Genomic DNA, 26009 nt, shown 5'->3' with positions numbered 1-26009 from the left:
GGCCGTGGAGCGGCCGGTTTTGCCCAAGTTGGGCCGGGCTCTAGCGAAGCCCCTTGTGCGCTGCAACAAGACTTATGGATTAGAGTGCGCTGGCGTTTACGAGCTTCCGCCAAGGGCATTGATGGTGAAGGCGATCACCCCGATGTTGAACACGAAGGCCGCCAGCGAATGCAGGGTCGCTATGCGCCGCACCTCACGCGAGGTGATCTCTACATCCGATGTCTGGAAGGTCATGCCGAGGGTGAAGGAGAAGTAGGCGAAATCGAGATAATCGGGCGTCTTCGTGCCCGGGATGTCTAGCCCGCCAGTATCCTTCCCCTGCTCGCCATCCGCCGAGTAGTAGAGATGGGCGTAATGCATCGCGTAGACGGTGTTGGCAAAGGCCCAGGTCAGCGCCAGCGTGCCGATCAGCCGCAGCATGGCAAGGTGGCTGCCCTTGCTCGCTTCGGGCAGTTCGCCGGCGATGGCCGCCATGACCACGGCAGTCAGCACGGTCGTGATCCCCAGCACAAGGATCCGGTTCGCATCGTTTTCCGCCGAATGGCGCCGCATCGTGTCGGTGTCGCATTTACCCAAGAGCGGCCATAGCGAAACGAGGAAGGCTATGGCCGCGAAATCGAAGCCCATGGCAAGAGAATCCGCCCAGCCGCTGGAATGCATCAAACCGTGCCAGCCGAGCGAAACGCTCACGAGCAGGACGAGGAACAGGATGAACCGAGGGGGCGCGATCCGCTTGCCCAGGCGCAGGCCGATGCTCATGCGCCCTTGCTCCGTGCGGTGGCCCGTGGCGCAAACAGGCGGTCGAGGCCGCCGGTCGCCACATCGCCCGCCCGTTCGAGCCACGGCCAGCGCAGCCCGTCGTGATAATCGATGGTCAGAGGGTAGACCTGGTCGTCGCGCTTCACCACCAGCGCGATCGGGGCCGCCGTACCCTTGGCGGCGGTTATCGCGGCCTTCAACCCTTCGCCGTCGTAGGTGACGCCGTTGACCGATACGATCTGCATGCCGGTGACGATGCCGGCGCGCATCGCCGGTCCGTCCCAGCGGCTGGCGCTGACCGCACCGGCCTTGTCGAGCGTGAGGCCGATAGAATGGTTGAGGTTGAGCGTTTTCGTCTCGTCCATCCTCGCCTTGTCGTAAGCGTTGGGCGTGTCCCGCCAGACCAGCTTGTAGCCGCCTTGCTCGATGCCGGCCAGCGGGGCGGGCTGGCCGGGGCTCTGAATCCGGGTCGCCAGGAATCCGGCCCAGTCGTAGGGGTAGATCGCCTGAAGCGCGGCGACGACATCGTCCAGTTCATAGGGCATGACGCCCCAATCGCCGGGCCGCACGCCGAAAAACGCGCGCGCGAAATCGTCGAGGCCCTTGGCTCCCCCGGTGCCTGCGCGGATGATCTGGTCGGCTTCAAGCCACACCAGCATACCTTCGCCGTAATACTCTTCGTTGCGGGCGAGCGAGGAAAACGGCTTGGGCTTGCGCGCCGCAAAGACGGGATCGAACGTGGTATCCTCTACCGAACGCCACGCCCGTCCGGGGTACTGTGTGTAAAGCCCCGCCGTGGTGGCGATCATGCCCAGCACGGTGTCCTTGGTCTGGACGCCGGATCGCGCGGCCAGCACATTGCCCCAGAACTGCGTCTGGCCTTCGTAGATCCAAAGCAGATCACCCTGCATCGGCCGCGAATAGTCCGGCGTCCACAGCCGGGCGGGACGGCGGAACTTGCCGTTCCACGAATGTACGAATTCGTGCGGGACGACGTTACGGTCCCAGTCATTCGCCGCCCAGTCGACCCAGGTGCGCGGTTCCATCTGGCTTTCGCTCGAACGGTGGTGTTCGAGCCCGATCCCGCCCATCCGGTCGGTCAGCGCCAGCAGGAAATCGTAATGGTCGAAATGCTGTGCACTAAACAGCACCTGCGCTTCTTCGACGAGGTTGCGATAAGTCCTGAGGTTTTCAGGGCGAATCGCCAGCAGCCCGGGCTTGTCGGCAACCACATCAAGCGCGACGTTGCGTCCCAGGTCGAAGCGCTGGGCATAAGCGCCGGCGAAAATCGGCGAATCGATCAGCGTTTCGTAGTCGGTCTCGGCAAAGGCGGTGCGGCCGGCGCTGGCCTTCTGCCCTTCGAGCGCGGTGAACACGCTCCAGTTGGCGGGGAAGCGCACGGTTGGGCGCACGCGGATCTGGCGAACGTAGTGCCCGGCGGGATAGAGACTGACCGTCTCCCACTGAAGATTGCTTATCTCGCGCGTGACGGCAACGCGGCCTTCGGCATCGCGCAGGGGTGAGGTGTAGATGAACTTCGCGACGATCTCGCGCGTGCCAGCGGGAAGATCGACGTGGAACGCCTCCACCGCCACCGGATCGCGCCGCCAGCGCAAGGCGGTGCCGTCAGCGGCAGTGAAGGTAAGTCCGGTCAGTTCGGCGAGCGGTCCGCGCGGACCATGCTTGCCGGGAAGCCAGCGCGGCGAAAGGAGGGTGAGGCGCTGTGTCCCTTGCGCGACCGGGATGGTTTCGATCACGCGCATGGCCCCCGTGACGACATCGCTCGCATCGACATCTAGCGCGATGGTGCCGGCATAAGGCACGTCCTGCGGTTCTGGCAGCGGGGGCGGCAGCGGCGCGGTGGCCGGGCGAGAATTGGTGGCCGGCTGGACTTGCGCCAGAACGGGCATGGAGGCGGCAAGCAGCGGGAAGATCGCGAACCCGAACGATTTTTTCATCACCGCAACTTGGCGCGAAGCAGGCGGCCGCGCAAGCGCGCGGGGCCTGGCGCGCATCGGAACGGCCGTCAGCGCACCTGCAGGACGGTGTAGCGGCGCGCGGTGAAGCGCCAGATCCCGTCCGTGTCCCGCCGCAGCGTATCGTCGTACTGGCCAGAGACCAGGCGTTCGCTGCCGTCGCCCCCCTTCAACATCTCGAGCATGTAGCACCGGCTGTCGGCATGGTCGCCCTCGATGGCCAGCGCGCCGTGGTTGACGTACATCGCGGCGGCGTCGAACCCGGCCATGAGGCGGACCCACAGGTCGCGGATCGCTTCGCGACCGGACGCGGCGTGATCACCAACCTGCCATTGCGCATCCTGCGCCCAGCATTCGGCCCAGTCTTCGGCGTCCTTGCGAAAGACGGCGTCGTTGTAGGCCTCGATCCGTTCGCGGATGGCGATGCGGTCGGCCAGATCCCCCGAAAAGCCGCGCATCATTCGCCCTCCGCCTGGAAGTCGGGCCGGGGAACGCCCTTGCTGTCATAGACGCTCGCCACTGCGTCGCAGCGATACTTGCGCACGCTCGATCCGATCAGTCCGTACTGGCCGAGGTGATCGCGCATCGAGACATAGCTCTGGTCGCGGAAATGTCCGGCAAGCGCGGGTTCGTCCTCCCACTCTTCGTAGACATGGACGCGGCCCGGGACCAGCGGATCGAGTGCCCAATTGTAGGCTATGCAGCCCTTTTCGCGGCGCGAAGCCTCGATGTACGGCTCGCCGTCGCGGATCGCGGCTTCGGCGCGGGCGGGGTCGAAATCGATGGTGCCGGCAATGAGGATGGGCATGGGACGGGTCCTTGTGGCGTGATCAGGCAGGCGAAAGGCGCGGCAACCGCGCGACGGCGAGCAGGGTGACAAGGGCAAGCGCGACCCCTGCGGCAAGCAGCAGGAACGGCGCGCGGAAAGCCGCCGCATCGGGGGCAGTACCCGTGCCGTCGAGCAGTATCATGGTCATGGTCGCGCCAAGGCCGGTGCCGACCTGCTGGGCGGTGAACAGGACCGCGCTGCCAAGTCCCTGGCGTTCGGACGGCAGCGTCGCCAGGGCCCCGTGCATCAGCGCGATGAAGCAGGTGACGCTGCCGAGCGCGGCCACGGCCATGCCCGGTGCGACACCCAACCCGTATGGCAGGCCGATGGCCAACGCGAGCCAGCCAAGGCCCGCAAGGTTGAGCACTGCCGCACCGCGCGCAAGGACGAGCGGCCGGAAGCGCGCCAGCAGGCGCGGTGCGACCTGCCCGGCCGCGATCACCGCGAAGGCATAGGGCATGGCTCCGAGCCCTGCCTGCGCCGCCGAATAGCCCGCCACGCGCTGGAGATAGAGCTGCGTCAGCAGCAACAGCCCGCCAACGCCGGCCAGGACCAGCAGCAGCAGCCAGACCGAGAGCGCATAGAGCGGGTTGGCGAACAGGACGGGCGGCACCAACGGTGCGGGGACGCGGCGTTCGACGATGGCGAAGGCGATGGCCGCAGCGACCGCACCCGCGATCATGGCCAGCGTAAGTTCCGCCGCCACGCCCTTGCCGAACAGGACCACCGCGCCCACGAACAGCACCAGCGCCGTGGTCAGCAGCGCGGCGCCCATCTGGTCCAGCCGTTCGGGCGCGGCGCGCGCGGCACCGCGCGGAATCCAGCGCAGCGCCATGGCCAAGGCGATGACGAGCAGCGGGAGGTTCACGAAGAAGGCCGCGCGCCAGCCGAATGCGGTCACGAGCGCGCCGCCCGCCAGCAAGCCGACGATCAGCGAAAAACCCTGCGTCACGCCGAACACTCCCATCGCCCGGTGGCGCGGTTCGCCTTCGGGCAGCAGGACGGTGATCAGCGAGAAGGCCGCCGGCGAAAGCAGTGCGACGGCAAAGGCCTGGACCACCCGCGCTGCAAGTACGAAGGCAAGCGAGGGCGCGGCGCCCGCAGCGATGGAACCTGCGCCGAACAGCGCGATCCCCCAGGCAAGCGCGCGGCGCTGGCCGATGCGGTCCACCAGCTTGCCGCCCAGGATCAGCGTTCCCGCCAGCACCAGCGTGTTCGCGGTGACGATCCACGAAAGCATCGCCGGCCCCGCGCCAAGGCTGCGGCCGATCGACGGGATCGCGATGCTGACGAGCGCAAAATCGGCGGTCGTCACCAGCTTGACCAGCGCCATCAGCGCCACGATCCGCCGCTGCCCGGCGCGGGTGGTTTCGACCATGGTCAGTCGGCCATCCACTTTTCCAGGTTCTGGTGGAAGTAGCGCACGCGCCGTTCCTGGAACGCGAGGTAATCGCGCTTGTAGCCGCGCGAATGAAGACCGCGCTGCTGATGCTCCCAGACTGAGACGTCCTGGTCGATGCCCGGTCCCGCCGATACCTCGTGAACCTTGCCCTGGATGTGCGGGCCCGGCACCGAAACATCGACCCATTCGGACATCGACTGCGAATAGTAGCGCTCGGTCCCGGCTGGGAAGAGCGTCATGTACCACATGTCGAAGTAGCACTTTTCCGGGTCACTCTCGTGCGGCCGGGCGCGCAGCCAGATGTTGCCATCGGGCTTCAGGCTGAAGGAAAGGTTTGGGAAGATCGTGTAGTGCCAGTGATCGGTCAGCTGGTCGTCGTGGTAGGTGGAAAAGTCGAAGCCCTTCTCCTCGCCCTTCTCGCGCTTGGCCTTCTGCAGCGCCTTGCGGATTTCGCCGGTCTTGCCGCCGCGGAACTGGTCAGGGTCGAGCCCCCAGAATTCCAGCTCGTTGCGCAGCATCTCCAGCGTTTCGTTCTCGCCGCCGCGCAGCTGCTTGGTCGGCCCTGCCCCCGGCATGAACATGCGCGCGTGGCCTTCGGGGTAGAGGTCGAACTGGCAATAGCTGTGCGCGTATTCCATCACGAACTTGGTCTGCGGATGGACGAAGGGGACGTGGTAGCTTTCGTTGAAGTTGTCCTGCACCAGCTTCCAGTTGAAGTTGCCTTCGATCGTCACCCAGTGGGTGCGCACCATGCGATCCATCGGATAGGTATCAATCTGGTCGGCAATCGGCCCCATGAACTGGCGCAAGGGCGCCGCGTCATTGTCCATGTTGATCCACACGAACCCCGCCCACAGCTCGCACTTGATCTCGACCATGTTGAGCTTGCCGCAGGGCGAGCCCTGCACGAAGTCCGCCTCGTCGGGCACGACCTTCAGCTTGCCCGCAAGATCATAAGCCCAGCCGTGATAGGGACAGACCAGCCGCTTGGCATTGCCCTGCGCTCCCGAGACGACCGGCATCCCGCGATGCTGGCACACGTTGTAGAAAGCGCGCACCTGGCCATCGTCGCCCCGCACGCAGACGATCGTTTCGGGTCCGAAGTCCGCCGTAAGCCAGTCGCCGGTGTTGGGGATCTGCGCCTGAGTCCCCGCGATCTGCCAGGTGCGGGTCCACACCTTGTCCCATTCGCGATCCGCCCATTCCTTGGAGAAATAGCGGTCCGGGGTGATTGGCGCGTTGCCGAGCGGCGGGTCGGCCAGTTTCGAGATGTCGGCCAGGGACTTGGCACGGGCGCGGGGTAGATCGGTGGAAGCGGTCATGGCTTGTCTCCTCGAAGCTTGTCTCAAGCCCCCTCGAAATGGCGGTAGGATGGATCGGCGTGCCCCCGCTCGCCGAAGGCATGGGTGGGCATCGCTGCGCGGTCCCACATGTCGGTAGATGGCGCGGTCGTGCTCCAATCGTAGACCGCGCCGCGATGAGCGATTCGCCACTCCCCGTCGCGCTTTTCGAACCGGTCGAGATAGCGCCCGGCCGCGACCATGAAGGTATCGCCCGCGCCATCGGCGCCCGGCAGGCAGTGATGCGCGATGAAGTAGGCCTCGCCCCGGGCGTTGTCGCCGTCGACTTCGACGAGGACGTTGCCGATCACGTGCTGGCTGCGCCGCATTCCGGCGAGCACCTCCATCACCCACGGCACGAAGTCGGCGGCGGTCCCCTTGAACATGCCATGATCGTCGGTGGCGTCCGGGTGGAACACGCTGCGGACCAGGTCGGCGTCGCAGCGATCTATCGCGCGGGCCAGCTTGTGCACCAGCTCGACGCAGTCCTGCTTGTCCAGCAGGCGCGCGAGGCGGGAATCGAGAGCAAGGGTGTCGGCGCTCATCGCGTCATTCTCCGGTATGGCTGGGATCGTGGGGGGCACGCTTGCCGCGTCGGGTCAGCCCTTCGTAGAGCGGGCCGTCCCAGCGTGCGGTGGAAGGTCCGTTGCGGCTCCAGTCGAGCACGTAGCGGCGGTGCAGCAACCGCCATTCGTCGCCACGGCGCTGCAGCCGGTCGAGATAGCGCCCGCCGACTTCCATCTCCTGCGGGCCATCTGGCGAATCCACTTCGTGCCACGCGCGGCAATAGGTTTCGGCGGTGGCCACGCCGTTCCCCATCTCGATCAGCATGTTGCCGAGAAAATGCTGCGTGCGGCGCATGCCCAGAAGCGCGGGGATCACGCCGTCGGACCATTCCAGCGCGTCGATCTCGCCCTGCCCGTAATCGGCCTTCGCCCCCGGCCACCATACCGAGCGCAACACGTCGAGATCGCAGCGATCGATGCCGCGGGCATAGCGGTTGAGTAGATCCATGATCGCAAGACGGTCGGCGACCTGTTCAGGATGAACCTTGCTCATCGGACGCGCATCTCTTCGCGGCGGCAGCTCAGGTCGTGCGGGCTGCGGGCGCCCCACGGCAGCATCATGGCTCCGCCTTCCAGATCGGCGGCGGGTTCGTTGCGGATCCAGTCGGCAAGTTCGGTGCGATGGGCGATCTTCCAGACACCCTGGCGCCGTTCGTACCGGTCGACGTATCGGCCAGCGACGAACAGGTCATATTCCGCGCCGTCCTCGCCCACGATGCGGTGATGCGCCTGGTAATACACTTCGCCGAAGGCGAGGGTCTCGCTCTCGAAATCGATCCGCATCTGGCCGATCATGTGATGGTTGGCCTTGTGCGGGGCCAACACACCCTGGGCGAAGGCGACAAAGCCTTTGGCATCCCCTTGCCAGCCGGCGCCGTAGTCGGTGGTGGCATCGTCATGGAACACCGAGCGGTGCAACACCGGATCGAGCCGGTCCTGCGCGCGCATGTAGTCGCAGCTCAGGTCATAGATGGCCTGCCACGAAACGAGGCGGTCGAGCGGATCCATTCCGTCACGCTCCTGCAAGGTAGGCATCGAGCGTCTGATGGAACTGGCGGATGCGCGCTTCCTGATAGTGGCCCAGCGTCTGGCCCCGCTTTTCCGAACCCTCGAATCCGCGATACTGCATGGCGAGATTGTCGGTGTCCTGATCGTAGACCGCGCCAAGGCCCGGATTCATGCCCGGCGCCTCGGCATAGGACTGGTCGACGCCCACCCGCACGGGTTCGGGCGGATGGTCGAGCGGCGTGCCCGGCGGCACCAGCTTGAGGAACACGAGGTCGAACAGCGTGCGCGACGGGTCGTTGCCGATCGGCCGGAAGCGATAGATCATCGGCAGCGATACGCCCGGGAACAGGCACATGTTCGGGAAGAGGTGATACTCGATCGAATCGAGCATCTCGCTGTCGGAATAGGCATCGAGCGACACGCCGGTTTCGGCCGAGATCCTTTCGCGCAACTTCTCTGCCGCAAACGAGCGCGCGCTGCGGCCTTCTGGCACCGCGCCCGGCTCGACGCGCATCTTGTCGTAGATGTCCTGCTGCGACTGCGGCTCGCGATAATGCGGGCTGGGCACGCCGATGGTGTGGACAAAGCGCGTCACATGGTCGCTGAACAGGTCGTACTGCGCATTGGCATCGCCCGCCGTGGCCAGCCCTTGCGTATGCGTTTCGTAGACGTGGTAGGCTTCGAGAAAGGCCTCCTGCGCTGCCTTCCAGTTGGTCGGCAGCTCCTTCTGCAAATGCAGCGCGACGCGCCGGTCGGCCAGGTCCCACCGCCCTGTGAAGTGATCGGCCAAGGGGCCGAGCTGTTCTGCAAGCGGGCGCGCCTGCGAATCGAGGTTGACGAAGATGAACCCGCCCCAGGTTTCGACGCGGACTTGCGGCAGGCCGAATTCGTCGTCGGTCACGTGCGGGAAATCCCAGCGGCATGGGATGTTCGAGAGCTTGCCGTCGAGCGTCCAGCTCCAGCCGTGGAACGGGCAACGCAGCTCGGCGGAATGGCCACTGGTATCGGATCGCTTGAGCTGCGTGCCGCGATGGAGGCAGGCGTTGCGATAGGCGCGGATGGCGCCATCATCGCCGCGCACGATCAGGATCGACCACGGCCCGATGTCGTAGGTGATGTAGTCGCCGGCATCGGGCACGTGTTCCTCGCGCGCGGCCCACTGCCAAGTGCGCGCCCACATCTGAGTGAATTCCCGCGCCATGAACTCGGGCGAAAGGTACCGGTCGTATTCGATGTCGGCGTCGCCGGCGAAGGCATAGGCTTCGGCGACCAGCGCGGGCGGAACGTCCTGCCCGTCGGACAGGATGATATCGCGCGTGCTGGGCCCGGGGCACCGGGCTGCGCCCGGTTCCGGCAGGAGCGGCAGGCTGGTTTCGAGATTCATCGCCAAGTTGGTCCTTGTCGCTCGTGTCTGCCCCTCCCCCGGTGGATCGTCAGTATCGGAAGGTCGCCTGCAGCCGGACGGTGCGCGGCATCGACCCGTACCCGATGATGTCGCCCAGCGTCGCGTTGTTGGTGCCGGTGCCCGCCCCCGTCAGCGGTGCGGTGCCGCCGCCGATGAAGTAGAACTTGTTGGTCAGGTTCTTGCCCAGCACAGCGAACTGCCAGCGGTCATCGGCCGATCCGATGTGGAAGCCGGCATCAAGCACGGCGTAGGCCTTCTGCCGGGTGTAGGGATCGCCGAAACTCGAACCCAGGTACGAACTGGTCGTGCGGGTGTCGATATTGCCGCCGACCTTCAGCCCGTTGCCGACTTCGGTCTCGTACGAAACGCCCGCCGTCGCGGTCCATTCGGGCGCCGCAGCGGTGGGGGCTCCGGACAGGTCCTGGCGCGGCTGGCCATCGGCCGTCCGCAGCGAACAGCCCGCGGCAATGCTCTGCCCCGACCAGCACGGTGCGATGAAGTTCTCGTACCGCGCGCGGTTGTAGTTGAGCGTGCCGTGGAGCGAGAGGCCCGGCACCTGGCGGGGCGCGTACTCCAGCTCCAGCTCGACGCCCTTCGACCGCGCAGCGCCCGCGTTGTAGGTGACGTAGGAGAAGACCTGCGCGTTGAAGTAGTCGATCTGCAGATCGGTATACTTGAAGTTGTAGAGTGTCAGGTTCGCCCGCAGTTGCCGGTCGAACAGGGTGGTCTTGATACCCGCTTCGAAGCCGCGTCCGCGCTCTGGATTGAACGCAAGGTCGCCCGAAGGATTGTTGGTCACCAGCGACGAGTTGATCGCGCTGTTCGAGAAGCCGCCCGACTTGTAGGCCGTCTTGTACGCGCCATAGAGCATGATGTCGCTCGTCGGCTTCCAGCTCAGCGTCACGTCGGGGGACCAGTCGTCGAATGTCTGATTGCCATAGAGCGTGCCATTGGCGGCCGCGCTCTGCGGGCGGAAAATGCCGGTCAGCGCCGGGTTGACGTAAGGCTGGGTAAAGTAGCTCTTCTTGGTTTCATGCGTGTAGCGCACGCCGGCGGTTGCCTCCACGGTCGGCAGGATCTTCCAGATCGCCTGGCCATAAGCGGACAGCGTTTCACCGTCAGTCTGCGAATCCTTGGCATAGGCGACATATCGCATGCCATCGGGCGCCGCCGAATTCTCGATGTTGGCGAACAGGACCGCCTGGAAGAACTCGCGCTTGGTCTTCTGGTAAAGTCCGCCGACCATGACGTTCACCGGGGAATCGAATTTGGTCAGCGCGCGCAGTTCCTGGCTGAAAGCATGGTACGTCGCGTTTTCGGTCGCCCAGACCCCGCCGCCCAGGAAGTCGCAGTCGCAGGCGAACTTGTTGTTGTTCCAGTTGTAGTTGGTGACCGAGTTCAGCGTCACGTTCTCGAGGTCGTAGTTGATCGTACCGGTGACCGCCCACGACTTGTACAGGTTGTAGAGCTCGCCATTGCTGCGCCCGTACGGCGTTGCCTGCGCAATGTCGGCCGGCATGTTGTTCTGGTAGAGGCGGAAGCCGCCGTCGCAGGGATAGGCCGGGTTAAGCGCGGTCGCCCCGGTGGGGCAGCGCACGGCCGAATAGTTCCAGCCGTTGCCCTCGGTCTCGTTATACGAGCCCGACGCCTTCAGCGTCATCGTCAGACCGTCGCCGGGATCGTACTTCAGCGTGGCGCGGCCGATCAGCTCACGCTCCTGCGGCTGGTCCTTGGCCGCAGGCTGGGCGGTATGGGCGTTGGTCGTGCCGGTGGCGACGTCGAAGGTCGGGTAAGACTGCACGTTCGCGGCATTGCGATAGAACCCGCCGAACATCTTCGAGCCGCGCACGGCCAGGCGAAGGCCGAGCGAATCGTTCAGCGGGGTCGAATAGATCGCCTCGCCGTAAAGCTGCCGGGCGTTGAGTTCGTAGCCGACGCGGGCCAGAATCTCGCGGTCCTTGCCCGGATCGGCGGTGGTCAGGCTGATCACGCCGGCAGTGGCGTTCTTGCCATAGAACAGTGCCTGCGGGCCTTTCAGGATTTCCACGCGGGCAAGGTCGAAGAAGCCTTCGTTGATGACCCGGCCCTGGCCGTAATAGACGCTGTCGACCACGATCGCGACTGACTGCTCGATGCCGATCGAGGTCGCGGACGAGCCGATGCCGCGCATGGTCAGCTGCGCGCCCGCACCGTTCGAGGCACGCGCGACGGTGAATTGCGGCGTGGCCGCGGCGATCTTTTCAAGGCTGGTCAGGTCGCGTGCCTGCACCGTTTCCGCGCTGATGGCCTGCACCGCGACCGGAATGGTCTGAACGCTCTCGCTGCGGCGGCGTGCCGTCACGATGATGTCCTGCACGCCGACTGGTGCGCTGGCGGAAGCCTCCGCACCGGACTGGGGCGCGGTCTGGGAAGCGGCCTGATCATCGGCGGCGAGCGCCGGTGCTGAGATCGCGAATGCCCCCAGGCCGAGCGCGGCAATTGTGGCGCTGCGCGCGGTTGTCGTCAGGAATGTGAGTCGCGCAAGATCCGAGTGCCGCATGGGGCCTCCCCTCCTTCGTTTCACGCAGCCCGGTTCAGCCCGAGTCCGCCAACGTGATGCAGCGTATCAATTTTTGGAGTCGGCACAATCCATTTATGCAACGCGTACGCATTTTGATAGGAACTGGACATCCGCAGCAGGATCGTCGAAACGGGAAGCCCATGCCGAAGGCCGCACGCCCCCTTGCACCGGCTCCCGATGTCGCGCCGCGCGATCTGCTCGATGCGCATCCGGACAAGCCGCTGCTTTACGTCAGCCCGCTCATCCTCGAGCGGCGGCGGCGGCTGCTGCGCGAAGCCCGGCAAATGATTGCCGATGGCGGCATCGAGAATTTCAGCGTCCGCGAGCTGTGCCGCCGCGCGGAAGTTGCGCAGCGTACGCTCTATAATGCCTTCCACACCAAGGATCGCGTGATCGCGCTGGCCATCCGCGAAGCGTACGACGCCTATAACGACCACGTGCGTTATCGCACCGAACCGCACACGCTTGACGGGATGCTCGACCGCACGATCGCGATCAACCGCCGCAACTTCCGCGTGCGCAATTACACCCGCGCTGTCGTTGCCATCTATTTTGCGCCCGGCACCCCGCGCGATGTCTGGGAAACGCTGCGCGACATGTCGGTCGGCTGGGTGACCGGCTGGGTCGAAGCACTGAAGGCACGCGGCGACCTGCAGCCTTGGGTCAGCGCCGAACACTTCGCCACGACCATGGCCAATCTGCAGTACGCGACGATCAACAACTGGACGCTCGGCCGCCTATCCGATGAGGAATACCTGCCCCACCTGATCGAACGGATGCTGCTCCTGCTGATCGGGGCGGTGCGCGGTCAGGTGCGGGAGGAGGCCCGCACCCATCTGATCGAGATCAAGCGTACCGGCCAGATCCCCACCTACCCGCTGCCGACCTGGACACCGCCGGAGGGAACGGCGGCGTCCTGACTTTGGTGGTTCAGCCCGCCGGCGGGCGCGGCGCATTGCTGTTGCGCCAGTCCTGCCGCTTGGCCCAATCGCCGAACGTCTCCAGCTCGAGCGGAATGCGCCGCTGCATTTCCGCGACATCGACCTCGAACGGCCTTGTCGGCGCCGTCACGTTGTATTCGTAGAACCTGCCGATCTGCGCGGCCGTTGCGTCCTGCTCTTCCTTGCTCATGGCATCGCCATAGGCGTTGGCGAGAAGCCGCCCGAATTCGGCCGGACTGCAAGCATCGTAGCGGATCTCCCGCCCCAGCGCGTCCGACAGCGATTGCGCCAGCTGCGGAGGACGGAGCCGTTCGGGCCCGCCGATGTTCATCCACGCGCCTTCCATGTCGGGCCGATCGAGCGAGTGGATCATGATCCGCGCCACGTCGTCGAGGCTGATCCAGTTGGCCTCGGTCTCGGGCGTGTGCGCGTAAACGAAGCGGCCCTCGTTGACGATGAACGGCCGCGCCCAGTTGGTGAGCAGGTTGTCCATGAACAGCACCGAGCCGAACACCGTTGCCCCCACCCCGCTACGGAACAAGGCGTTGAGGCCCGCGGTATTGCCGACATAGGTATGGGCATCGCCCGGACGATCGGGAATCCAGCTCGACGTGTTCCACACCACGCGATCGACCCCGGCGGCCTTGGCCGCGCGGCCGACGCTGCCGGCGATCGTCGCCCGGTCGGCGCGGGCACGCAACGGGTGGGTGTGGAACACGGCGTCGGCACCATCGAACGCCGCGATCAGCGATGCTTCGTCATAGAGGTCGGCGGGCACCACCGTCACCGTGTCGGGCTGCTGTTCGCCATAGAAGGGATCGGGCGAGCGCGAGATCGCCTTCACCGCGAATCCCGCCTTCACCAACTGCCGCACCTGCGCTCCGCCCTGGCGCCCACTGGCACCGATAACCGCGACTGTCCGCATTGCCTGTCTCTCCCGAAGAATCGCGCCTGTCTGCGTCGACCAAAAGATAGTGCACGCGTTAGTTTTATGGCGCAAGCCCTTCGCCCCTTGCAATGATCAGGGAATTGGCGAACAGCTTTGTCCTGTACGCGGGGGCCGCAACCACTCCGCGCTGCACCGGACGCTCATGAAGACCGACGACACCTCCAGTTCCCTTGCCCCGCATCCCGAACGGCCGCTGCTCTATTCGAGCCCGCAGATCCTTGCGCGCAGGCGAAGGCTGCTGAAGGAAGCCCGGCGCATGCTGGCGGAAGATGGGATCGACGGTTTCAGCATCCGCAAGCTGTGCCAGCGTGCCGAAGTCGCGCAGCGCACGCTCTACAACGCGTTCCACAACAAGGACCGCCTCATCGCGCTCGCCATCCGCGAAGCGTTCGACGAATACAGCGCTTTCGTGCGCCAGAGCAGCGACACCGTGTCGGTCAAGGGCTGGCTTTCGCGCACCGTCTCGATCAATCGGCGCAACTTCCACGTGCGCAACTACACCACTGCCGTCTGTGCGCTCTATTTCGCGCCGGGCACCGCGCGCGACGTATTCGAGACGCTGCTCGACATGTCGCTGCGCGGCAACCTGATGTGGCTGGAGCAGCGCCGGGGCGACATCGGTGACTGGATCGACCTGCCGCACTTCGCCCGTTCGCTGGCCGACGTGCAGTATGCAACGATCAATGACTGGTGCCTGGGCCGCACGCCCGACGAACGATACCTTCCCTCGCTTGTCGAAAACATGTTGATGATGCTGGTCGGCGCGGTCCAGGGCTCACTCGCCGAAGAAGCTGCAGAACTGCTGGCAGAACTGGAAACCACCGGTACGATCGCATCGATTGCGGACATGTCGGTGCCGCGCGTCACTCCGCGCAAGCCCAGCGCCTGACGGCTATTCGCGCCCCTCGGGCACCCAGCCGGCGCGGACGCCGAACACCACCGTTTCGCGCTCGATCGCCGCTGCGAGCGCCTTGGCCATGTCCGGAAACTGCGAGCTGGTGCGCAGCGCCGTCAATCCGCGCTCGTAGGCGCCAAGGTCCGGCATCGACCAGATGTCGATCGCGGTGTGCAGCCGTCCGCTGATCTGCGAGATCGCCGTGATCAGCCGCCACCCCTACGCCTCCACCAGCGCGACCAGCTCCTTCATCACCGCTTCGAACTGCGTCATGTCACCCGCGCGCAGTTCGAGCGTCGATTGCATGTAGACGGTCATCAGCGATCCTCCTCGAAGCGCAGCAGCTGCTTGCCGGTGTTTGCGCCAGAAAACAGCCGCATCAGCGTCCGTGGCGCGTTGTCGAAGCCGTGCTGGATGTCCTCGCGGGCGACCAGCCGCCCGTCAGCGAGCCATTGGCCCATGCGACGGCGCGCTTCGTCGAACATCGCCTCGTGGTCGTTCAGGATGAAACCGCGCATGGTCGCGCGCTTAAACACCAGGTTGAAATAGTTTTCCGGGCCGACCGGCATGCCGCCAGTCTTGGAGCGCGATATCCCGCCGCAGATCACCACCCGCGCGTTCATGGCCAAGTTGCCGAGCAGTGTGTTGAGGATCGTGCCGCCGACGTTGTCCCAGACGACGTCGATCCCGTTGGGCGCCTGCGCCGCTACTTGCGCGGCGAAGTCGTCCGCCCGGTAATCGATGGCGGCGTCCAGGCCGTAGTCGTCTACCAGCATGCGGCATTTGTCCGGTCCTCCGGCCACGCCGATGACGCGGCAGCCGCCGATCCGCGCGATCTGTCCGACAATCGAACCGACAGCGCCCGCCGCGCCGGTAATCATCGCCGTATCGCCGGGAAAGGGCTGGCCAATCGCCTTGAATCCGCAATAGGCGGTCAGGCCGACGATCCCCAGCATGCCCAGATCGTCGGAAGGCCTTTCGGGATTGCTCACCGGCCGAAGCTCGCCCGCCGCAACGGTTGCATAGTCCTGCGAGCCCATCGGGCCGGTCACTTGCATGCCCGGTACAAAGCCGGGGGCGCGGCTTTCGACGACTGTCCCGACACCGCTGCCCCGCATCACGTCGCCGATCTCGGTTCGGGCAACGTACCCGCCGATGTTCTCCATCCAGCCCTTCATGGCCGGTTCGAACGCAAGCAGGTCTACGCGAACCAGCACCTCGCCTTCTTCGGGCGCGCGGGCCGGAACCTCATCCCGCGCGAAATCGGCTTCGGTCACGTCGCGGCCGGCCGGGCGGCCGGCAATCTTCCATTGTCGGTTGCGAAGCTGCATCCGCAAAGATCCTGTCAAAAGAGGGAACTGCTATTCGGCCGCCTGCTGCAGCGCCATTTCCTCGAGCCGGGGATCGCCGGGCACGATCCATTCCTGCCCGATGACCGGCGCCGCCCGCAGTTCGGCGGGGATGTTCTCCGGCCCGATCAGCGCGTCGGCCGATTGATGCCAATGATAGATCCGCGCCTCCTGGTAGCTGAGCGGAACGCCCGCAAAGCCGTAGGATTCCTGGCTTTTCTGTATCCACACGCCGAACTCGGTATCTTCGCGAAGCACGCTGTCGAGATAGGTGATGGTGGTATCCCAATACGCCGGTCGGGGTCCCTCGCCCCAGTCCGGCCCGAACCACCAGACTTCCATTTTCGAGCGATTCAAGCCGTTGGGCCAGAAGTTGAGCACGAAATAGCCGTGGGGCGACAGTGGCGAAACCCAGTTGGGGAAGAGGTTGTAGGATTGTGTGCAGGTCCGCCCGATCTCGCCAACGGTGTCGAATTGCAGTCGCTCAATCCCCTCGACCTTGGCCGCGCGGTAACTCGATCCTTCCGACCGGTCCCAACCCGGCGCAATCATGCGGCCATGGCCGTGGGGATAGAACGAATTGACGTTGCGCCGATGATCAAGACCAACCGCGACCGTCGTCGGGTGTATGTTCGGAACATGGTAGACTTCCATGTTCGCTTCCATCGCGATCTTCCAGTTGCACTCTAGGTCCCACACTTGGTGATCGACCAGCCGGATCGCGTCGAAGCGGAACTCCGCCCACTCCTCCTTCAGCGATCCTAGCCATTCCGACAGGCTGGGGCCGTCCTGCGAAAAGCGGACGAACACAAGCTGGCCATACCGCTCGCAGGCGACCTTGCGCAGCGAACGGCAGGAAAAGTCGAGATCGGCGAAGTCTTCGGGGTCGCGGATCGAACAGAGCTTGCCTTCATCGTCATAGACCCAGCCGTGGTATTTGCAGGTCAGCCTGGCGCTGCGGCCGCTCTCCTTGGTCACCACCGGCGCCCCGCGGTGGCTGCAGGTGTTGTAGAACGCGTTGACCTCTCCCGATCGGGCATGGACCAGCACGATCGGCTGCCCGGCGATTTCCCACAGTTTAAAGCAACCCGCGCGCGGGATCTCGTCCATGTGCGCAGCAAGCAGCCAGGACTTGCGCCAGAGATGGTCCCGCTCCAGCTCGGCGAAGCGGGGGTCCGTATATCGCCCTCCCGGCAGGTCGGGCAGGTTTGGAAAGGCGCGCGGCGGCGCAGTGCGCGCCGCTTCGTATTCCATCAGCGCGTGGATCTTCGCAATTTCGGACTGGTCCATCGTGCGTCCTTTCCCGGTATCTGTCAGGCGACGATGTCGGCCCCGGCGAACAGCGCCGGAAGCTCTTCGTCGGACGCGGCGATGATCCGGTCGGTCCACTTGTGGAAAGCCTGCGCTCCCCCTTCGTTGCGGCCGAACAGGACGTGATCGAGCGTACCGTGATCAAGCGCGCGCTGCTGGCGAAGGCCGGTGTCATAGTCCTCGTCGCGGACCACCACCTCAAGAAACGCGAACTGTTCGTGCGCTGCGGCTTCCTGATCGGCGCTCGGCGCCTTTTCCATCAGGTACATTTGCCGGGTCCAGGATTCCCCGACCTTGTCGCCGGGCAGCAACTGCGAGATCATCACGCCGCGGCCGCCGCCGTTGAAACTGGCGATCGAAATGCAGGGGAAGATCGTCCAGACGCCGTTGAGGACAAGATCGTCGGTCCATTCGCTCTCGGGCTTGTCGCCCAGTTCGCGCGCCGCGCGATCGGGCGCGACCAGGCGCTGGTGCGGCCCCCACGCGTGATAGTGCGCGCGATTTCCGAGCATGCCGGTGGCATTGAGGGTGTCCTTGTGCAGCACCGGCAGGTGGTAGAAGTCGAGATAGCCGTCATAGGCGATCTTCCAGTTCGGCCCGCGCAGGACGCGGCTGGAAAAGAAGTGCCAGTCCTTGAAATTGAAGGCTTCGAGCAAGGCATCGTAGCCGCACAGGAAGGCATCGATGTCGAGCTTCAGGTTCGGATCGACGCTGCCGAAGATCAGCCCGGCGCGTTCGGCCACCGGCAGCGCCTTAAGGCTGAGGCACGACTTGTCGACCTCGCCGAAGTCGGCGGAGGCCGCGACGGCCAGAAGGCTGCCGTCCTGCCCGAACGTCCAGCCGTGATAGGGGCAGGTGAAACGCTTGGCATTGCCGGTCGGCGCGGTGGCGACATTGGTGCCCCGATGGGTGCAGCTGTTGATGAACGATCGGACCTTTCCGTCGGACCCGCGCGTGAGCAGAACCGGAACGCCTGCCACTTCCATCGTCTTGAAGTCGCCGGGATTGGGAATCTCGCACGAAGGGGCCAGCATCAGCGGCAGACGGCGGAAGATCCGATCGACCTCAAGCTTGAAGCGCCCGGGATCGGTGTAGTTGGTCGCGGGAACCTTCAGGATATCGTCGACGAGTTCATAGGTGTTGTCGCGCGCATGCTGGACGCTGTGGCGCATGACACGCGCGATATCGGGGTTTTCCATCGCCGTCATCGGAACCTCCGGTGAAATGTAGTCTGCGTGATACCTTCTGGATCAAGGGCGCGTCAATGCGCTTTGACGCACGCACGGTCGCTTACCATCCGTCCGGCCGGTTTGGCGCAGGCGCTCCGTCGCGCCGCGCCTCTTTCAAGATCGCGGCTTTGGCGCTATCGGCGCGCGCAATGAGCAAGGAAACACCACAGGCCATCCGCGGCACGCAGGACATTTTCGGCCCCGATGCCGAAGCCTTCGGTTTCGTCGTCGAAACCTTCGAACGCGTGCGCAAGCTCTATCGCTTCCGCCGCGTCGAGATGCCGGTGTTCGAAAAGACGTCCGTGTTCTCCCGCTCGCTTGGCGAGACGACCGACGTCGTGTCCAAGGAAATGTATTCGTTCGAGGACCGCGGCGGCGAATCGCTGACGCTGCGGCCGGAGTTTACGGCGGGCCTTGCGCGCGCCTTCCTCACCAACGGCTGGCAGCAGCACGCCCCGCTCAAGATTGCGACGCATGGAGCGCTGTTCCGCTACGAACGGCCGCAGAAGGGGCGCTATCGCCAGTTCCACCAGATCGACGCCGAAGTGATTGGCGCAGGCGAACCGCAGGCCGATGTCGAGCTGTTGGTAATGGCCGACCAGTTGCTGAAGGAACTGGGCATCGCCGACGGCGTGACGCTCCAGCTCAACACCTTGGGCGATGCCGCCAGCCGCGAAGCCTGGCGCGCCGCGCTGATCGAATATTTCATTGCTCACAAGCATGAACTTAGCGAAGATTCGCAGGACCGCCTCGAACGCAACCCGCTGCGCATCCTCGATTCCAAGGATCCGCGCGACAAGCCGTTTACGGCGGATGCGCCGAAGATCGACCAGTTTCTCTCCATCGAGGCGCAGGACTTCTTCGCGAAGGTTACTGGCGGGCTCGATGCCGCGGGCGTCGCCTGGACACGTGCGCCGGCGCTCGTGCGCGGGCTCGATTATTATCGCCACACCGCGTTCGAATTCGTGACCGATCGCCTTGGCGCGCAAGGTACCGTGCTGGGCGGCGGGCGCTACGACGGGCTGATTGAAGCACTCGGTGGCGCAGCGACGCCGGCCGTGGGCTGGGCGGCGGGGATCGAGCGACTGGCGATGCTGGTGGCCGACGCGCGTGAGGTGAAAGAGCCGGCGGCCGATGTCGCCATCGTGCCGATGGGCGCGGCCGCAGAGGCAGCGTGCATCGGCCTTGCAGCCACATTGCGCCGCAGTGGCCTTGCGGTTGAAATGGGCTTTCGCGGCAACATGAAGAAGCGGATGACCCGCGCCAACGAGAGCGGGGCGCGTTTTGCGCTGATTGTCGGTGACGACGAGCTGGCCGCCGGCGAGGCGACAGTCAAGAACCTGGGCACCGGCGATCAGGCGCGCCTGCCGCTTCACGCGATCCCGGCGCACATTTCGGCCTGATGAGCGTTTCCGACCAGCGCCTGTCCCAGATCATCGCGCGCTTTGCCGAACTGGAAGCGCGCCTTGCTTCGGGCACGCTCGAAGGGAGCGACTTCATCGCCGCGAGCCGTGACTATGCCGAGCTTGAGCCGGTGGCGCGCGTGGCCGAGCAAGTGCGGTCCATGCGCGTCGAGCTGGAAAGCCTCGCCGCGCTCGATGACCCGGAAATGCGCGACTTGGCCGAAGAGGAAATGGCCCGGCTGAAGGCCGAGCTGCCCGATGCCGAACATCGCCTGTCGATCGCCATGTTGCCGCGCGACACCGCGGATGTCCGCCCGGCGATGCTAGAGATCAGGGCCGGTACCGGTGGCGACGAAGCCGCCCTGTTCGCGGCGGACCTTTTCCGCATGTACGAACGCTTCGCGGCCGAGCAAGGCTGGCGCGTCGAAGTCATCAGCGCCAACGCCAACGAGCTGGGGGGCTTCAAGGAAGTGGTCGCAAATGTGGCGGGCCAAGGTGTGTTTGCGCGGTTGAAGTTCGAAAGCGGCGTGCATCGCGTTCAGCGCGTACCGGTCACCGAAAGCGGTGGGCGCATCCACACCAGCGCCGCAACCGTGGCGGTGCTCCCCGAACCCGACGAAGTCGACGTGCAGATCGAGGACAAGGATCTGAAGATCGACATCTACCGCGCAAGCGGGGCGGGCGGGCAGCATGTCAATACCACCGATTCCGCGGTGCGCATTACCCACCTGCCCAGCGGTCTCGTGGTCATCTGCCAGGATGAGCGCAGCCAGCACAAGAACAAGGCCAAGGCGATGCAGGTTCTGCGCACGCGGCTTTACGAGAAGATGCGCGATGAAGCGCAGGGCACCGAAGCCGAGGCACGCCGGGCGATGGTCGGGAGCGGCGACCGGTCCGAACGCATCCGCACCTACAACTTCCCGCAAGGCCGCGTAACCGACCACCGCATCAACCTGACACTGCACCGGTTGCCGGAAGTGCTGGAAGGCCCGGGACTTGGCGAGCTGGTCGACGCGCTGATTGCCGAGGATCAGGCCAAGCGCCTTGCCGCGATGGACGCATGACGGTCGGCGAGGCGCTGCGCGCGGCAACCGACCGACTGGCAGCGACAAGCGATACGGCGCGTCTTGATGCCGAAGTTCTGATGGCGCACGCGCTGGGTTGTTCGCGCAGCGACGTCCTGCTGCGCCACATGCGCGCAGAGCCACCATCTTCGTTTGCAACGCTGATCGAGCGGCGCCTGAAGGCTGAGCCGGTGGCATACATCGTGGGGCGGCAGGAATTCTATGGGCTCGACTTCGCGGTGGGGCCGGACGTCCTGATCCCGCGCGCCGACAGCGAAACGCTGATCGATGCGGCCCGAACCGCCTTCGAAGGGCAACCGCCTCCTGCCCGGGTGCTCGATCTGGGCACGGGGTCTGGGGCGCTTTTGCTGGCGGCCTTGTCGCTATGGCCCGATGCCCAAGGCATCGGCGTAGAACGCTCGCCCGGGGCCCAAGCCACGGCGCGTCGGAACGCGGAGGCACTGGGCCTCGCCCATCGCGCAAAAATCCGCGCGGGAGATTGGACCGCGGCCGACTGGACAGGGGCACTCGGGACTTTTGACCTGATCCTAGCCAACCCGCCCTACATCGAGGCAGCAGAACCGCTCAGTCCTTCGGTGCGCGATTTCGAGCCGGCGAGCGCGCTCTTTGCCGGCGAAGACGGCCTCGACGATTACCGCCTGCTCATCCCGCAGATACCTGCCTTGCTAGCTCCCGGGGGAATCGCCTTTTTCGAGATCGGATGGACCCAGGGACGCGATGTGATGGCGCTTGCCGAAGGGGCCGGACTTTCAACGCGTTTGCATCATGACCTTGGTGGACGCGAAAGGGCAGTGGAAATGCGCCAGAATGGCCAAATAGCTCTTGGCAACGGCGCGCGCCTTGCCTAATTAGACATCAGGCAGGGCGACGGATGAAGGCTTCCCGTCCCGGCCAACTCCACCATTTGCTCACGATCGCCGGTCAAGACGGACCGGAGGCAGGCAGGTGCTGGATAGCACGGGCTGCAGGTGTGGCGCCGTGGCGGAGGGTTGCGCGGCAGCAGGGTGCATTGAAACCGGACTGGCCGCCCCAGACAAGGAAGTGCCTGAGTTGAACAACAATCGTGGCAACAACAACCGCCGGCGCAGCCGCGGCAACAACCGTCCGCAAAACGGCGGCGGTGGCGGCGGCGGACAGCAGCTGAACCGGATCGACAGCCGTGCGCGGGGCAATGCGCCGCAGCTGCTCGAGAAGTATCGCAAGCTGGCGCAGGACGCGCACCTCAACGGCGACCGCGTGCAGGCGGAATACTATCTCCAGTTCGCCGACCACTACTTCCGCGTGATGGCCGATACCCGCCTCCGCCAGGAAGAGCAGCGTGCGCGGCAGAACGGTGGCGTCTCGGGTGACCGCTGGCAGGATGCCGAAGGCGAGGACGATGCGGGCGAGTTCTCGATGGAGAACGATTTCCCCGCGTTCGATCGCCCCCAATCGCGTCGTGAAGAGCAACGCCGGGAAGAGCCTCGTCGCGATGACAGTCGCAGGGAAGATGGCCGCCGCGATGACGGGCGTCGTGACGAGAATCGTCGCGAAGAGGGCCGCCGTGAGGACAACCGCCGCGACGATGAGCGCCGCGAACGCGGTCGTCGTCCCGAGCGCGCTCGCGATGACGCGGCGGAACCTGTCGCAGCGGTTGCCGAAGAGCCTCTTCCGGGAGAAGGCGTTCGTGCGGCCGAGGGCGAGCCCATCGGCGATGCCGGTGACAACCCGTTCGTGCGTGATGCCCGCCCATCGCGTGGCCTGAAGCCTCGCACCGATCGCCGTCGCAAGGCGGCTGACGACGACGGCAGTGCCGAACCGGCACCGGCGCTGGATCCGTCCAGCCTGCCGCCCGCATTCGGCGCGCGCAAGGAAACCGTCGAGGAAGCTCCCGTCGCAGCCGCGGCTGAAGAGGCACCGGCACCCAAGCGCCGTGGCCGTCCTCGCAAGACTCCTCCGGCCGAAACTGCTGCAGCAGAAGGCTGACGGGCCAGTCCTGTCACGGAACCATTATAGGGGGTCGATCGCTTGCGATCGGCCCCCTTGCCGTTCATAGCCTGCGCACCCACGAGCCCGAGGATTCATGACCCGCCTGCCTGACGCGTCTGCCCCCACGGCCAAGTCTTCCCATGCCAAGGTGATGGCAACCGCACGCCCGATCTTTGCGCTGATTGCCGGTACCTTTGCCGCCACCGGATTTCAGCCGCTGGCAATGTGGCCGATTACGTTGGTGTCGTTTGCCGTGGCGATCACACTGGTCGAACGGGCCCGCGGTCCGGGGCGGGCGTTGCTGATCGGCTGGTTGTTCGGCGTTGGCCTGTTCACCGTGGGCAACGGCTGGATCGCGACGGCCTTCACCTATCAGGCGCAGATGCCTGCCTGGCTCGGCTGGATCGCCGTGGTGCTGCTGGCGCTCTATCTGGCGGTGTTCCCTGCCCTTGCCACCCTCGCCACATGGTTGGTGACGCGAAAGGCGCGCGCCGCCATCCTTCCGGCGTTCGCGGCTTTCTGGATCGTTACCGAATGGATGCGAGCCTGGGTGTTTACGGGTTTTGCCTGGAATCCGGTCGGTGCGGTCGCGCTGGGAGGCTTTGGCAGGCCGGGCCTTGCCGCAGTGGCACCGTGGCTCGGCACATATGCGCTGTCGGGCCTCGTCGTCCTGCTCGCAGGCCAATGGTTGTTTGCAAAACGGGCATTCGCCAAGGGCAACCGGAAGGCGGCCGTGAGCCATGCGCTCGTGCCGGTCGTGCTGTTCCTGCTGCCGATGCACGGCCACAACGATGCCGGCACCCTTCCCTTCACGCTTGTCCAGCCGAACCTGCGCCAGGACGAGATCAACGATCCCAAGCTGTTCGAAAGCCAGTTCCAGAAGATTGCCGCGCTTTCACTGGCGAGGAACCCGGGGCACCTCCGCCTGGTGCTTTGGCCAGAGAGTGCAGTGCCCGACTACCTGCGCACCGGCTACGCACCGTTTTGGTATGCCGAGACAACCTATGCCGGCGACCCGGTCATGGCGCGCGAGCGCATCGGGAGGGTGATCGGTCCCGGCAGCTTGCTGCTGACGGGAGCGGTGGACTTGTCGCAGGATCGCAAGGGCGCGATCAACGGCGCGTGGAACGTGGTGACCGCGCTCGATCCCACCGGCACGATGAAAGGGTCCTACGCCAAGGCGCATCTCGTCCCCTATGGCGAGTACCTGCCGATGCGCGAGCTTCTCACCCCGCTGGGTCTTTCTCGCCTGGTCGCAGGACAGCTCGACTTTTTTGCGGGCCCCGGTCCGCGCACCGTTGACTTCGGCCCGTTCGGCAAGGCGGGATTCCAGATCTGCTACGAGATCATCTTTTCGGGCGAAGTGGTGGATCGGGCCCACCGCCCCGACTACCTGTTCAATCCGTCCAACGATGGCTGGTTCGGCAGTTGGGGACCGCCGCAGCATCTGGCGCAGGCGCGACTGCGCGCGATCGAGGAAGGCTTGCCGGTGTTGCGCGCGACCACGACCGGCATCAGCGCCGTGATCGATGCGGACGGCGTGGTGCGCGAGCATCTGGGCCGGGGCGTGGCGGGCCGGCTGGACGGCATGGTGCCCCCGGCGCACGCATCGACTTTGTTTGCCCGGACCGGCAACGCCCTTCCGCTTGCCTGGGCTGGCCTGCTTCTGGTCATCGCGATGGTTGCAAGGCGCAGGACCGTGGGCTAGAGCAAGCACATAAAGCTTTCTTTATATGGACCCGGCCAATGCGCACCGATTACCTGTTCACCTCCGAAAGCGTTTCCGAAGGGCACCCGGACAAAGTCGCCGACCAGATCAGCGACGCGATCGTCGACCTGTTTCTTTCGAAGGATCCCGAGGCGCGCATCGCCTGCGAAACGCTGACCACGACGCAGCTGGTCGTGCTGGCAGGCGAAATCCGCTGCAAGGGTGTCTACGAAGACGGCGCATGGGCTCCGGGCGCGCAGGACGAAATCGAGGCGACCGTGCGCGAAACGGTCAAGCGGATCGGCTATGAGCAGGACGGCTTCCACTGGGAAACCTTCCGCTTCGAAAACAACCTGCACGGCCAGTCCGCGCATATCGCGCAAGGCGTGGATGCTGGCGACAACAAGGACGAGGGCGCGGGCGACCAGGGCATCATGTTCGGCTATGCCACCGACGAGACGCCCGACCTGATGCCGGCAACGCTGTACTACAGCCACAAGATCCTTGAGCGGATGGCGGCCGATCGCCATTCCGGCGCGGCGCCATTTCTTGAGCCGGACGCGAAGAGCCAGGTGACGCTACGCTATGAAGGTTCGCTGCCCGTCGCGGCGACGGCGGTGGTCGTTTCCACCCAGCACAAGCCCGGCTACTGCCTGACCGGCGACAATGCCGACGCGGCCAAGTACGCCGAACTCGAAACCTACGTGAAGAAGGTCGTTGCCGAAGTGATCCCGCCGGTGCTGCTGCGGGGCACGAAGTACTACATCAACCCGACCGGCGCGTTCGAGATCGGCGGCCCGGACGGCGATGCCGGCCTGACCGGACGCAAGATCATCGTCGACACCTATGGCGGGGCGGCTCCGCATGGCGGTGGCGCATTCTCGGGCAAGGACCCGACCAAGGTCGACCGTTCGGCGGCCTACATCACTCGCTATCTTGCCAAGAACGTCGTCGCGGCGGGCCTTGCCACGCGCTGCACGATCCAGATCGCCTATGCGATCGGCGTGTCCGAACCGCTCTCGCTGTATGTCGATACGCACGACACGGGCACCGTGGCCGACGACAAGATCGAGAAGGCCATTCTCGGCATTGCCCGCCTCGGTGGGCTCACGCCGCGCAGCATCCGCACGCACCTTGGCCTCAACAAGCCGATCTACGCCAAGACGGCCGCCTATGGCCACTTCGGCCGCAAGCCCCAGGGCGATCTGTTCCCGTGGGAGCGGACCGACCTGGTTGACGAACTCAAGGCTGCCGTCGCCGCCTGATCCTCGCCAGCGCTGAAATGAACAAGGGGCGGGGCCATTTGGCCGCCGCCCCTTTCTCTTG

General features: G+C 65.3%; 24 protein-coding genes. 8 read left to right on the top strand and 16 right to left on the bottom strand.

Translation table 11 applies throughout. The features are described from left to right. Positions 1-96: 96 nt before the first annotated feature. The 11 genes from AACH40_RS18240 to AACH40_RS18190 all read right to left on the bottom strand — a co-directional run bounded on the left by AACH40_RS18240 (position 97) and on the right by AACH40_RS18190 (position 11824). Complete coding sequence (locus tag AACH40_RS18240; protein WP_169493791.1) at positions 97-759, bottom strand: DUF1345 domain-containing protein; 663 nt, start codon at positions 757-759, stop codon at positions 97-99. After that, the gene (locus AACH40_RS18235) at positions 756-2717 is read right to left on the bottom strand and encodes a M61 family metallopeptidase (protein WP_169493792.1); all 1962 of its coding nucleotides are present in this window, start codon (positions 2715-2717) and stop codon (positions 756-758) included. Before AACH40_RS18235 ends, AACH40_RS18240 begins: the two co-directional genes overlap by 4 nt. A gap of 68 nt (positions 2718-2785) precedes the next feature. Next, a complete protein-coding gene (locus AACH40_RS18230; RefSeq protein WP_338643590.1) occupies positions 2786-3196 on the bottom strand; it encodes a nuclear transport factor 2 family protein in 411 nt (136 codons plus the stop codon). Then, on the bottom strand, positions 3193-3543 hold the full coding sequence (locus AACH40_RS18225) for a putative quinol monooxygenase (protein WP_338643589.1): 351 nt from the start codon (positions 3541-3543) through the stop codon (positions 3193-3195). The genes AACH40_RS18230 and AACH40_RS18225 overlap by 4 nt, the downstream gene beginning before the upstream one ends. Before the next feature lie 22 nt (positions 3544-3565). Next, positions 3566-4960, bottom strand: a complete 1395-nt coding sequence (locus AACH40_RS18220) for an MFS transporter (RefSeq protein ID WP_338643588.1) — start codon at positions 4958-4960, stop codon at positions 3566-3568. Beyond that, complete coding sequence (locus AACH40_RS18215; protein WP_338643587.1) at positions 4945-6288, bottom strand: aromatic ring-hydroxylating dioxygenase subunit alpha; 1344 nt, start codon at positions 6286-6288, stop codon at positions 4945-4947. The genes AACH40_RS18220 and AACH40_RS18215 overlap by 16 nt, the downstream gene beginning before the upstream one ends. Positions 6289-6311: 23 nt before the next feature. Further along, entirely contained in the window at positions 6312-6851 is a 540-nt protein-coding gene (locus AACH40_RS18210) for a nuclear transport factor 2 family protein (protein WP_338643586.1), read from the bottom strand. Between the two features lie 4 nt (positions 6852-6855). Further along, positions 6856-7365, bottom strand: coding sequence for a nuclear transport factor 2 family protein (locus AACH40_RS18205; RefSeq protein ID WP_338643585.1), 510 nt, complete (start codon positions 7363-7365; stop codon positions 6856-6858). Further along, positions 7362-7880, bottom strand: coding sequence for a nuclear transport factor 2 family protein (locus AACH40_RS18200; protein ID WP_338643584.1), 519 nt, complete (start codon positions 7878-7880; stop codon positions 7362-7364). Before AACH40_RS18200 ends, AACH40_RS18205 begins: the two co-directional genes overlap by 4 nt. Positions 7881-7884: 4 nt before the next feature. Further along, positions 7885-9264, bottom strand: coding sequence for an aromatic ring-hydroxylating dioxygenase subunit alpha (locus AACH40_RS18195; protein ID WP_338643583.1), 1380 nt, complete (start codon positions 9262-9264; stop codon positions 7885-7887). 49 nt (positions 9265-9313) lie between these two features. Then, positions 9314-11824 carry a TonB-dependent receptor gene (locus AACH40_RS18190; protein ID WP_338643582.1) on the bottom strand — a complete coding sequence of 837 codons (2511 nt, stop codon included), beginning with the start codon at positions 11822-11824 and terminating at the stop codon, positions 9314-9316. A 161-nt stretch (positions 11825-11985) separates the two neighbouring features. Between AACH40_RS18190 and AACH40_RS18185 the strand changes: the two genes are divergently transcribed. After that, entirely contained in the window at positions 11986-12765 is a 780-nt protein-coding gene (locus AACH40_RS18185; RefSeq protein WP_338643581.1) for a TetR/AcrR family transcriptional regulator, read from the top strand. A gap of 10 nt (positions 12766-12775) precedes the next feature. Here the strand turns inward: AACH40_RS18185 and AACH40_RS18180 are convergent, their stop codons facing one another. Beyond that, complete coding sequence (locus tag AACH40_RS18180) at positions 12776-13711, bottom strand: SDR family oxidoreductase (protein ID WP_338643580.1); 936 nt, start codon at positions 13709-13711, stop codon at positions 12776-12778. 166 nt (positions 13712-13877) lie between these two features. Between AACH40_RS18180 and AACH40_RS18175 the strand changes: the two genes are divergently transcribed. Then, positions 13878-14624: a TetR/AcrR family transcriptional regulator gene (locus AACH40_RS18175; protein WP_338643578.1), complete on the top strand. Its 747-nt coding sequence runs from the start codon at positions 13878-13880 to the stop codon at positions 14622-14624. Positions 14625-14627: 3 nt separating this feature from the next. Here AACH40_RS18175 and AACH40_RS18170 read toward each other — a convergent pair whose 3' ends face one another. The 4 genes from AACH40_RS18170 to AACH40_RS18155 all read right to left on the bottom strand — a co-directional run bounded on the left by AACH40_RS18170 (position 14628) and on the right by AACH40_RS18155 (position 18498). Continuing rightward, positions 14628-14780 carry a hypothetical protein gene (locus AACH40_RS18170; RefSeq protein WP_338643577.1) on the bottom strand — a complete coding sequence of 51 codons (153 nt, stop codon included), beginning with the start codon at positions 14778-14780 and terminating at the stop codon, positions 14628-14630. Positions 14781-14947: 167 nt separating this feature from the next. Beyond that, positions 14948-15961 (bottom strand): NADP-dependent oxidoreductase, encoded by a 1014-nt coding sequence (locus AACH40_RS18165; protein ID WP_338643576.1) that lies wholly within the window; start codon positions 15959-15961, stop codon positions 14948-14950. Positions 15962-15991: 30 nt separating this feature from the next. After that, positions 15992-17269 (bottom strand): aromatic ring-hydroxylating dioxygenase subunit alpha, encoded by a 1278-nt coding sequence (locus AACH40_RS18160; protein ID WP_338643575.1) that lies wholly within the window; start codon positions 17267-17269, stop codon positions 15992-15994. Between the two features lie 23 nt (positions 17270-17292). After that, positions 17293-18498: an aromatic ring-hydroxylating dioxygenase subunit alpha gene (locus tag AACH40_RS18155; RefSeq protein WP_338643574.1), complete on the bottom strand. Its 1206-nt coding sequence runs from the start codon at positions 18496-18498 to the stop codon at positions 17293-17295. Positions 18499-18668: 170 nt separating this feature from the next. Between AACH40_RS18155 and hisS the strand changes: the two genes are divergently transcribed. The 6 genes from hisS (at position 18669) to metK (ending at position 25948) form a co-directional block, all read left to right on the top strand. After that, on the top strand, positions 18669-19922 hold the full coding sequence (gene hisS / locus AACH40_RS18150; protein ID WP_338643573.1) for a histidine--tRNA ligase: 1254 nt from the start codon (positions 18669-18671) through the stop codon (positions 19920-19922). Beyond that, positions 19922-20986, top strand: coding sequence for a peptide chain release factor 1 (gene prfA, locus AACH40_RS18145; protein WP_338643572.1), 1065 nt, complete (start codon positions 19922-19924; stop codon positions 20984-20986). The genes hisS and prfA overlap by 1 nt, the downstream gene beginning before the upstream one ends. Beyond that, the gene (gene prmC / locus AACH40_RS18140) at positions 20983-21855 is read left to right on the top strand and encodes a peptide chain release factor N(5)-glutamine methyltransferase (protein WP_338643571.1); all 873 of its coding nucleotides are present in this window, start codon (positions 20983-20985) and stop codon (positions 21853-21855) included. Before prfA ends, prmC begins: the two co-directional genes overlap by 4 nt. Positions 21856-22057: 202 nt before the next feature. Next, a complete protein-coding gene (locus AACH40_RS18135; protein WP_338643570.1) occupies positions 22058-22972 on the top strand; it encodes a DUF4167 domain-containing protein in 915 nt (304 codons plus the stop codon). Positions 22973-23126: 154 nt separating this feature from the next. Beyond that, positions 23127-24683 carry an apolipoprotein N-acyltransferase gene (gene lnt, locus AACH40_RS18130; protein WP_338646182.1) on the top strand — a complete coding sequence of 519 codons (1557 nt, stop codon included), beginning with the start codon at positions 23127-23129 and terminating at the stop codon, positions 24681-24683. A 38-nt stretch (positions 24684-24721) separates the two neighbouring features. Next, on the top strand, positions 24722-25948 hold the full coding sequence (gene metK / locus AACH40_RS18125) for a methionine adenosyltransferase (RefSeq protein WP_338643569.1): 1227 nt from the start codon (positions 24722-24724) through the stop codon (positions 25946-25948). Positions 25949-26009: the final 61 nt, after the last annotated feature.

The sequence above is a fragment of the Novosphingobium olei genome, from assembly GCF_037076535.1.
GTDB classification, from domain to species: Bacteria; Pseudomonadota; Alphaproteobacteria; order Sphingomonadales; family Sphingomonadaceae; genus Novosphingobium; species Novosphingobium olei.
This window is presented reverse-complemented; position numbering and strand designations above follow the sequence as displayed.

Coding starts and splice junctions, on each gene's coding strand:
- prfA (WP_338643572.1), top strand. CDS start 19,922: ATGAGCGTTTCCGACCAGCGCCTGTCCCAGATCATCGCGCGCTTTGCC.
- AACH40_RS18185 (WP_338643581.1), top strand. CDS start 11,986: ATGCCGAAGGCCGCACGCCCCCTTGCACCGGCTCCCGATGTCGCGCCG.
- lnt (WP_338646182.1), top strand. CDS start 23,127: ATGGCAACCGCACGCCCGATCTTTGCGCTGATTGCCGGTACCTTTGCC.
- hisS (WP_338643573.1), top strand. CDS start 18,669: ATGAGCAAGGAAACACCACAGGCCATCCGCGGCACGCAGGACATTTTC.
- AACH40_RS18240 (WP_169493791.1), bottom strand. CDS start 759: ATGAGCATCGGCCTGCGCCTGGGCAAGCGGATCGCGCCCCCTCGGTTC.
- metK (WP_338643569.1), top strand. CDS start 24,722: ATGCGCACCGATTACCTGTTCACCTCCGAAAGCGTTTCCGAAGGGCAC.
- AACH40_RS18160 (WP_338643575.1), bottom strand. CDS start 17,269: ATGGACCAGTCCGAAATTGCGAAGATCCACGCGCTGATGGAATACGAA.
- AACH40_RS18190 (WP_338643582.1), bottom strand. CDS start 11,824: ATGCGGCACTCGGATCTTGCGCGACTCACATTCCTGACGACAACCGCG.
- prmC (WP_338643571.1), top strand. CDS start 20,983: ATGACGGTCGGCGAGGCGCTGCGCGCGGCAACCGACCGACTGGCAGCG.
- AACH40_RS18210 (WP_338643586.1), bottom strand. CDS start 6,851: ATGAGCGCCGACACCCTTGCTCTCGATTCCCGCCTCGCGCGCCTGCTG.
- AACH40_RS18215 (WP_338643587.1), bottom strand. CDS start 6,288: ATGACCGCTTCCACCGATCTACCCCGCGCCCGTGCCAAGTCCCTGGCC.
- AACH40_RS18155 (WP_338643574.1), bottom strand. CDS start 18,498: ATGACGGCGATGGAAAACCCCGATATCGCGCGTGTCATGCGCCACAGC.
- AACH40_RS18170 (WP_338643577.1), bottom strand. CDS start 14,780: ATGCCGGACCTTGGCGCCTACGAGCGCGGATTGACGGCGCTGCGCACC.
- AACH40_RS18180 (WP_338643580.1), bottom strand. CDS start 13,711: ATGCGGACAGTCGCGGTTATCGGTGCCAGTGGGCGCCAGGGCGGAGCG.
- AACH40_RS18200 (WP_338643584.1), bottom strand. CDS start 7,880: ATGGATCCGCTCGACCGCCTCGTTTCGTGGCAGGCCATCTATGACCTG.
- AACH40_RS18195 (WP_338643583.1), bottom strand. CDS start 9,264: ATGAATCTCGAAACCAGCCTGCCGCTCCTGCCGGAACCGGGCGCAGCC.
- AACH40_RS18205 (WP_338643585.1), bottom strand. CDS start 7,365: ATGAGCAAGGTTCATCCTGAACAGGTCGCCGACCGTCTTGCGATCATG.
- AACH40_RS18225 (WP_338643589.1), bottom strand. CDS start 3,543: ATGCCCATCCTCATTGCCGGCACCATCGATTTCGACCCCGCCCGCGCC.
- AACH40_RS18235 (WP_169493792.1), bottom strand. CDS start 2,717: ATGAAAAAATCGTTCGGGTTCGCGATCTTCCCGCTGCTTGCCGCCTCC.
- AACH40_RS18175 (WP_338643578.1), top strand. CDS start 13,878: ATGAAGACCGACGACACCTCCAGTTCCCTTGCCCCGCATCCCGAACGG.
- AACH40_RS18230 (WP_338643590.1), bottom strand. CDS start 3,196: ATGATGCGCGGCTTTTCGGGGGATCTGGCCGACCGCATCGCCATCCGC.
- AACH40_RS18165 (WP_338643576.1), bottom strand. CDS start 15,961: ATGCAGCTTCGCAACCGACAATGGAAGATTGCCGGCCGCCCGGCCGGC.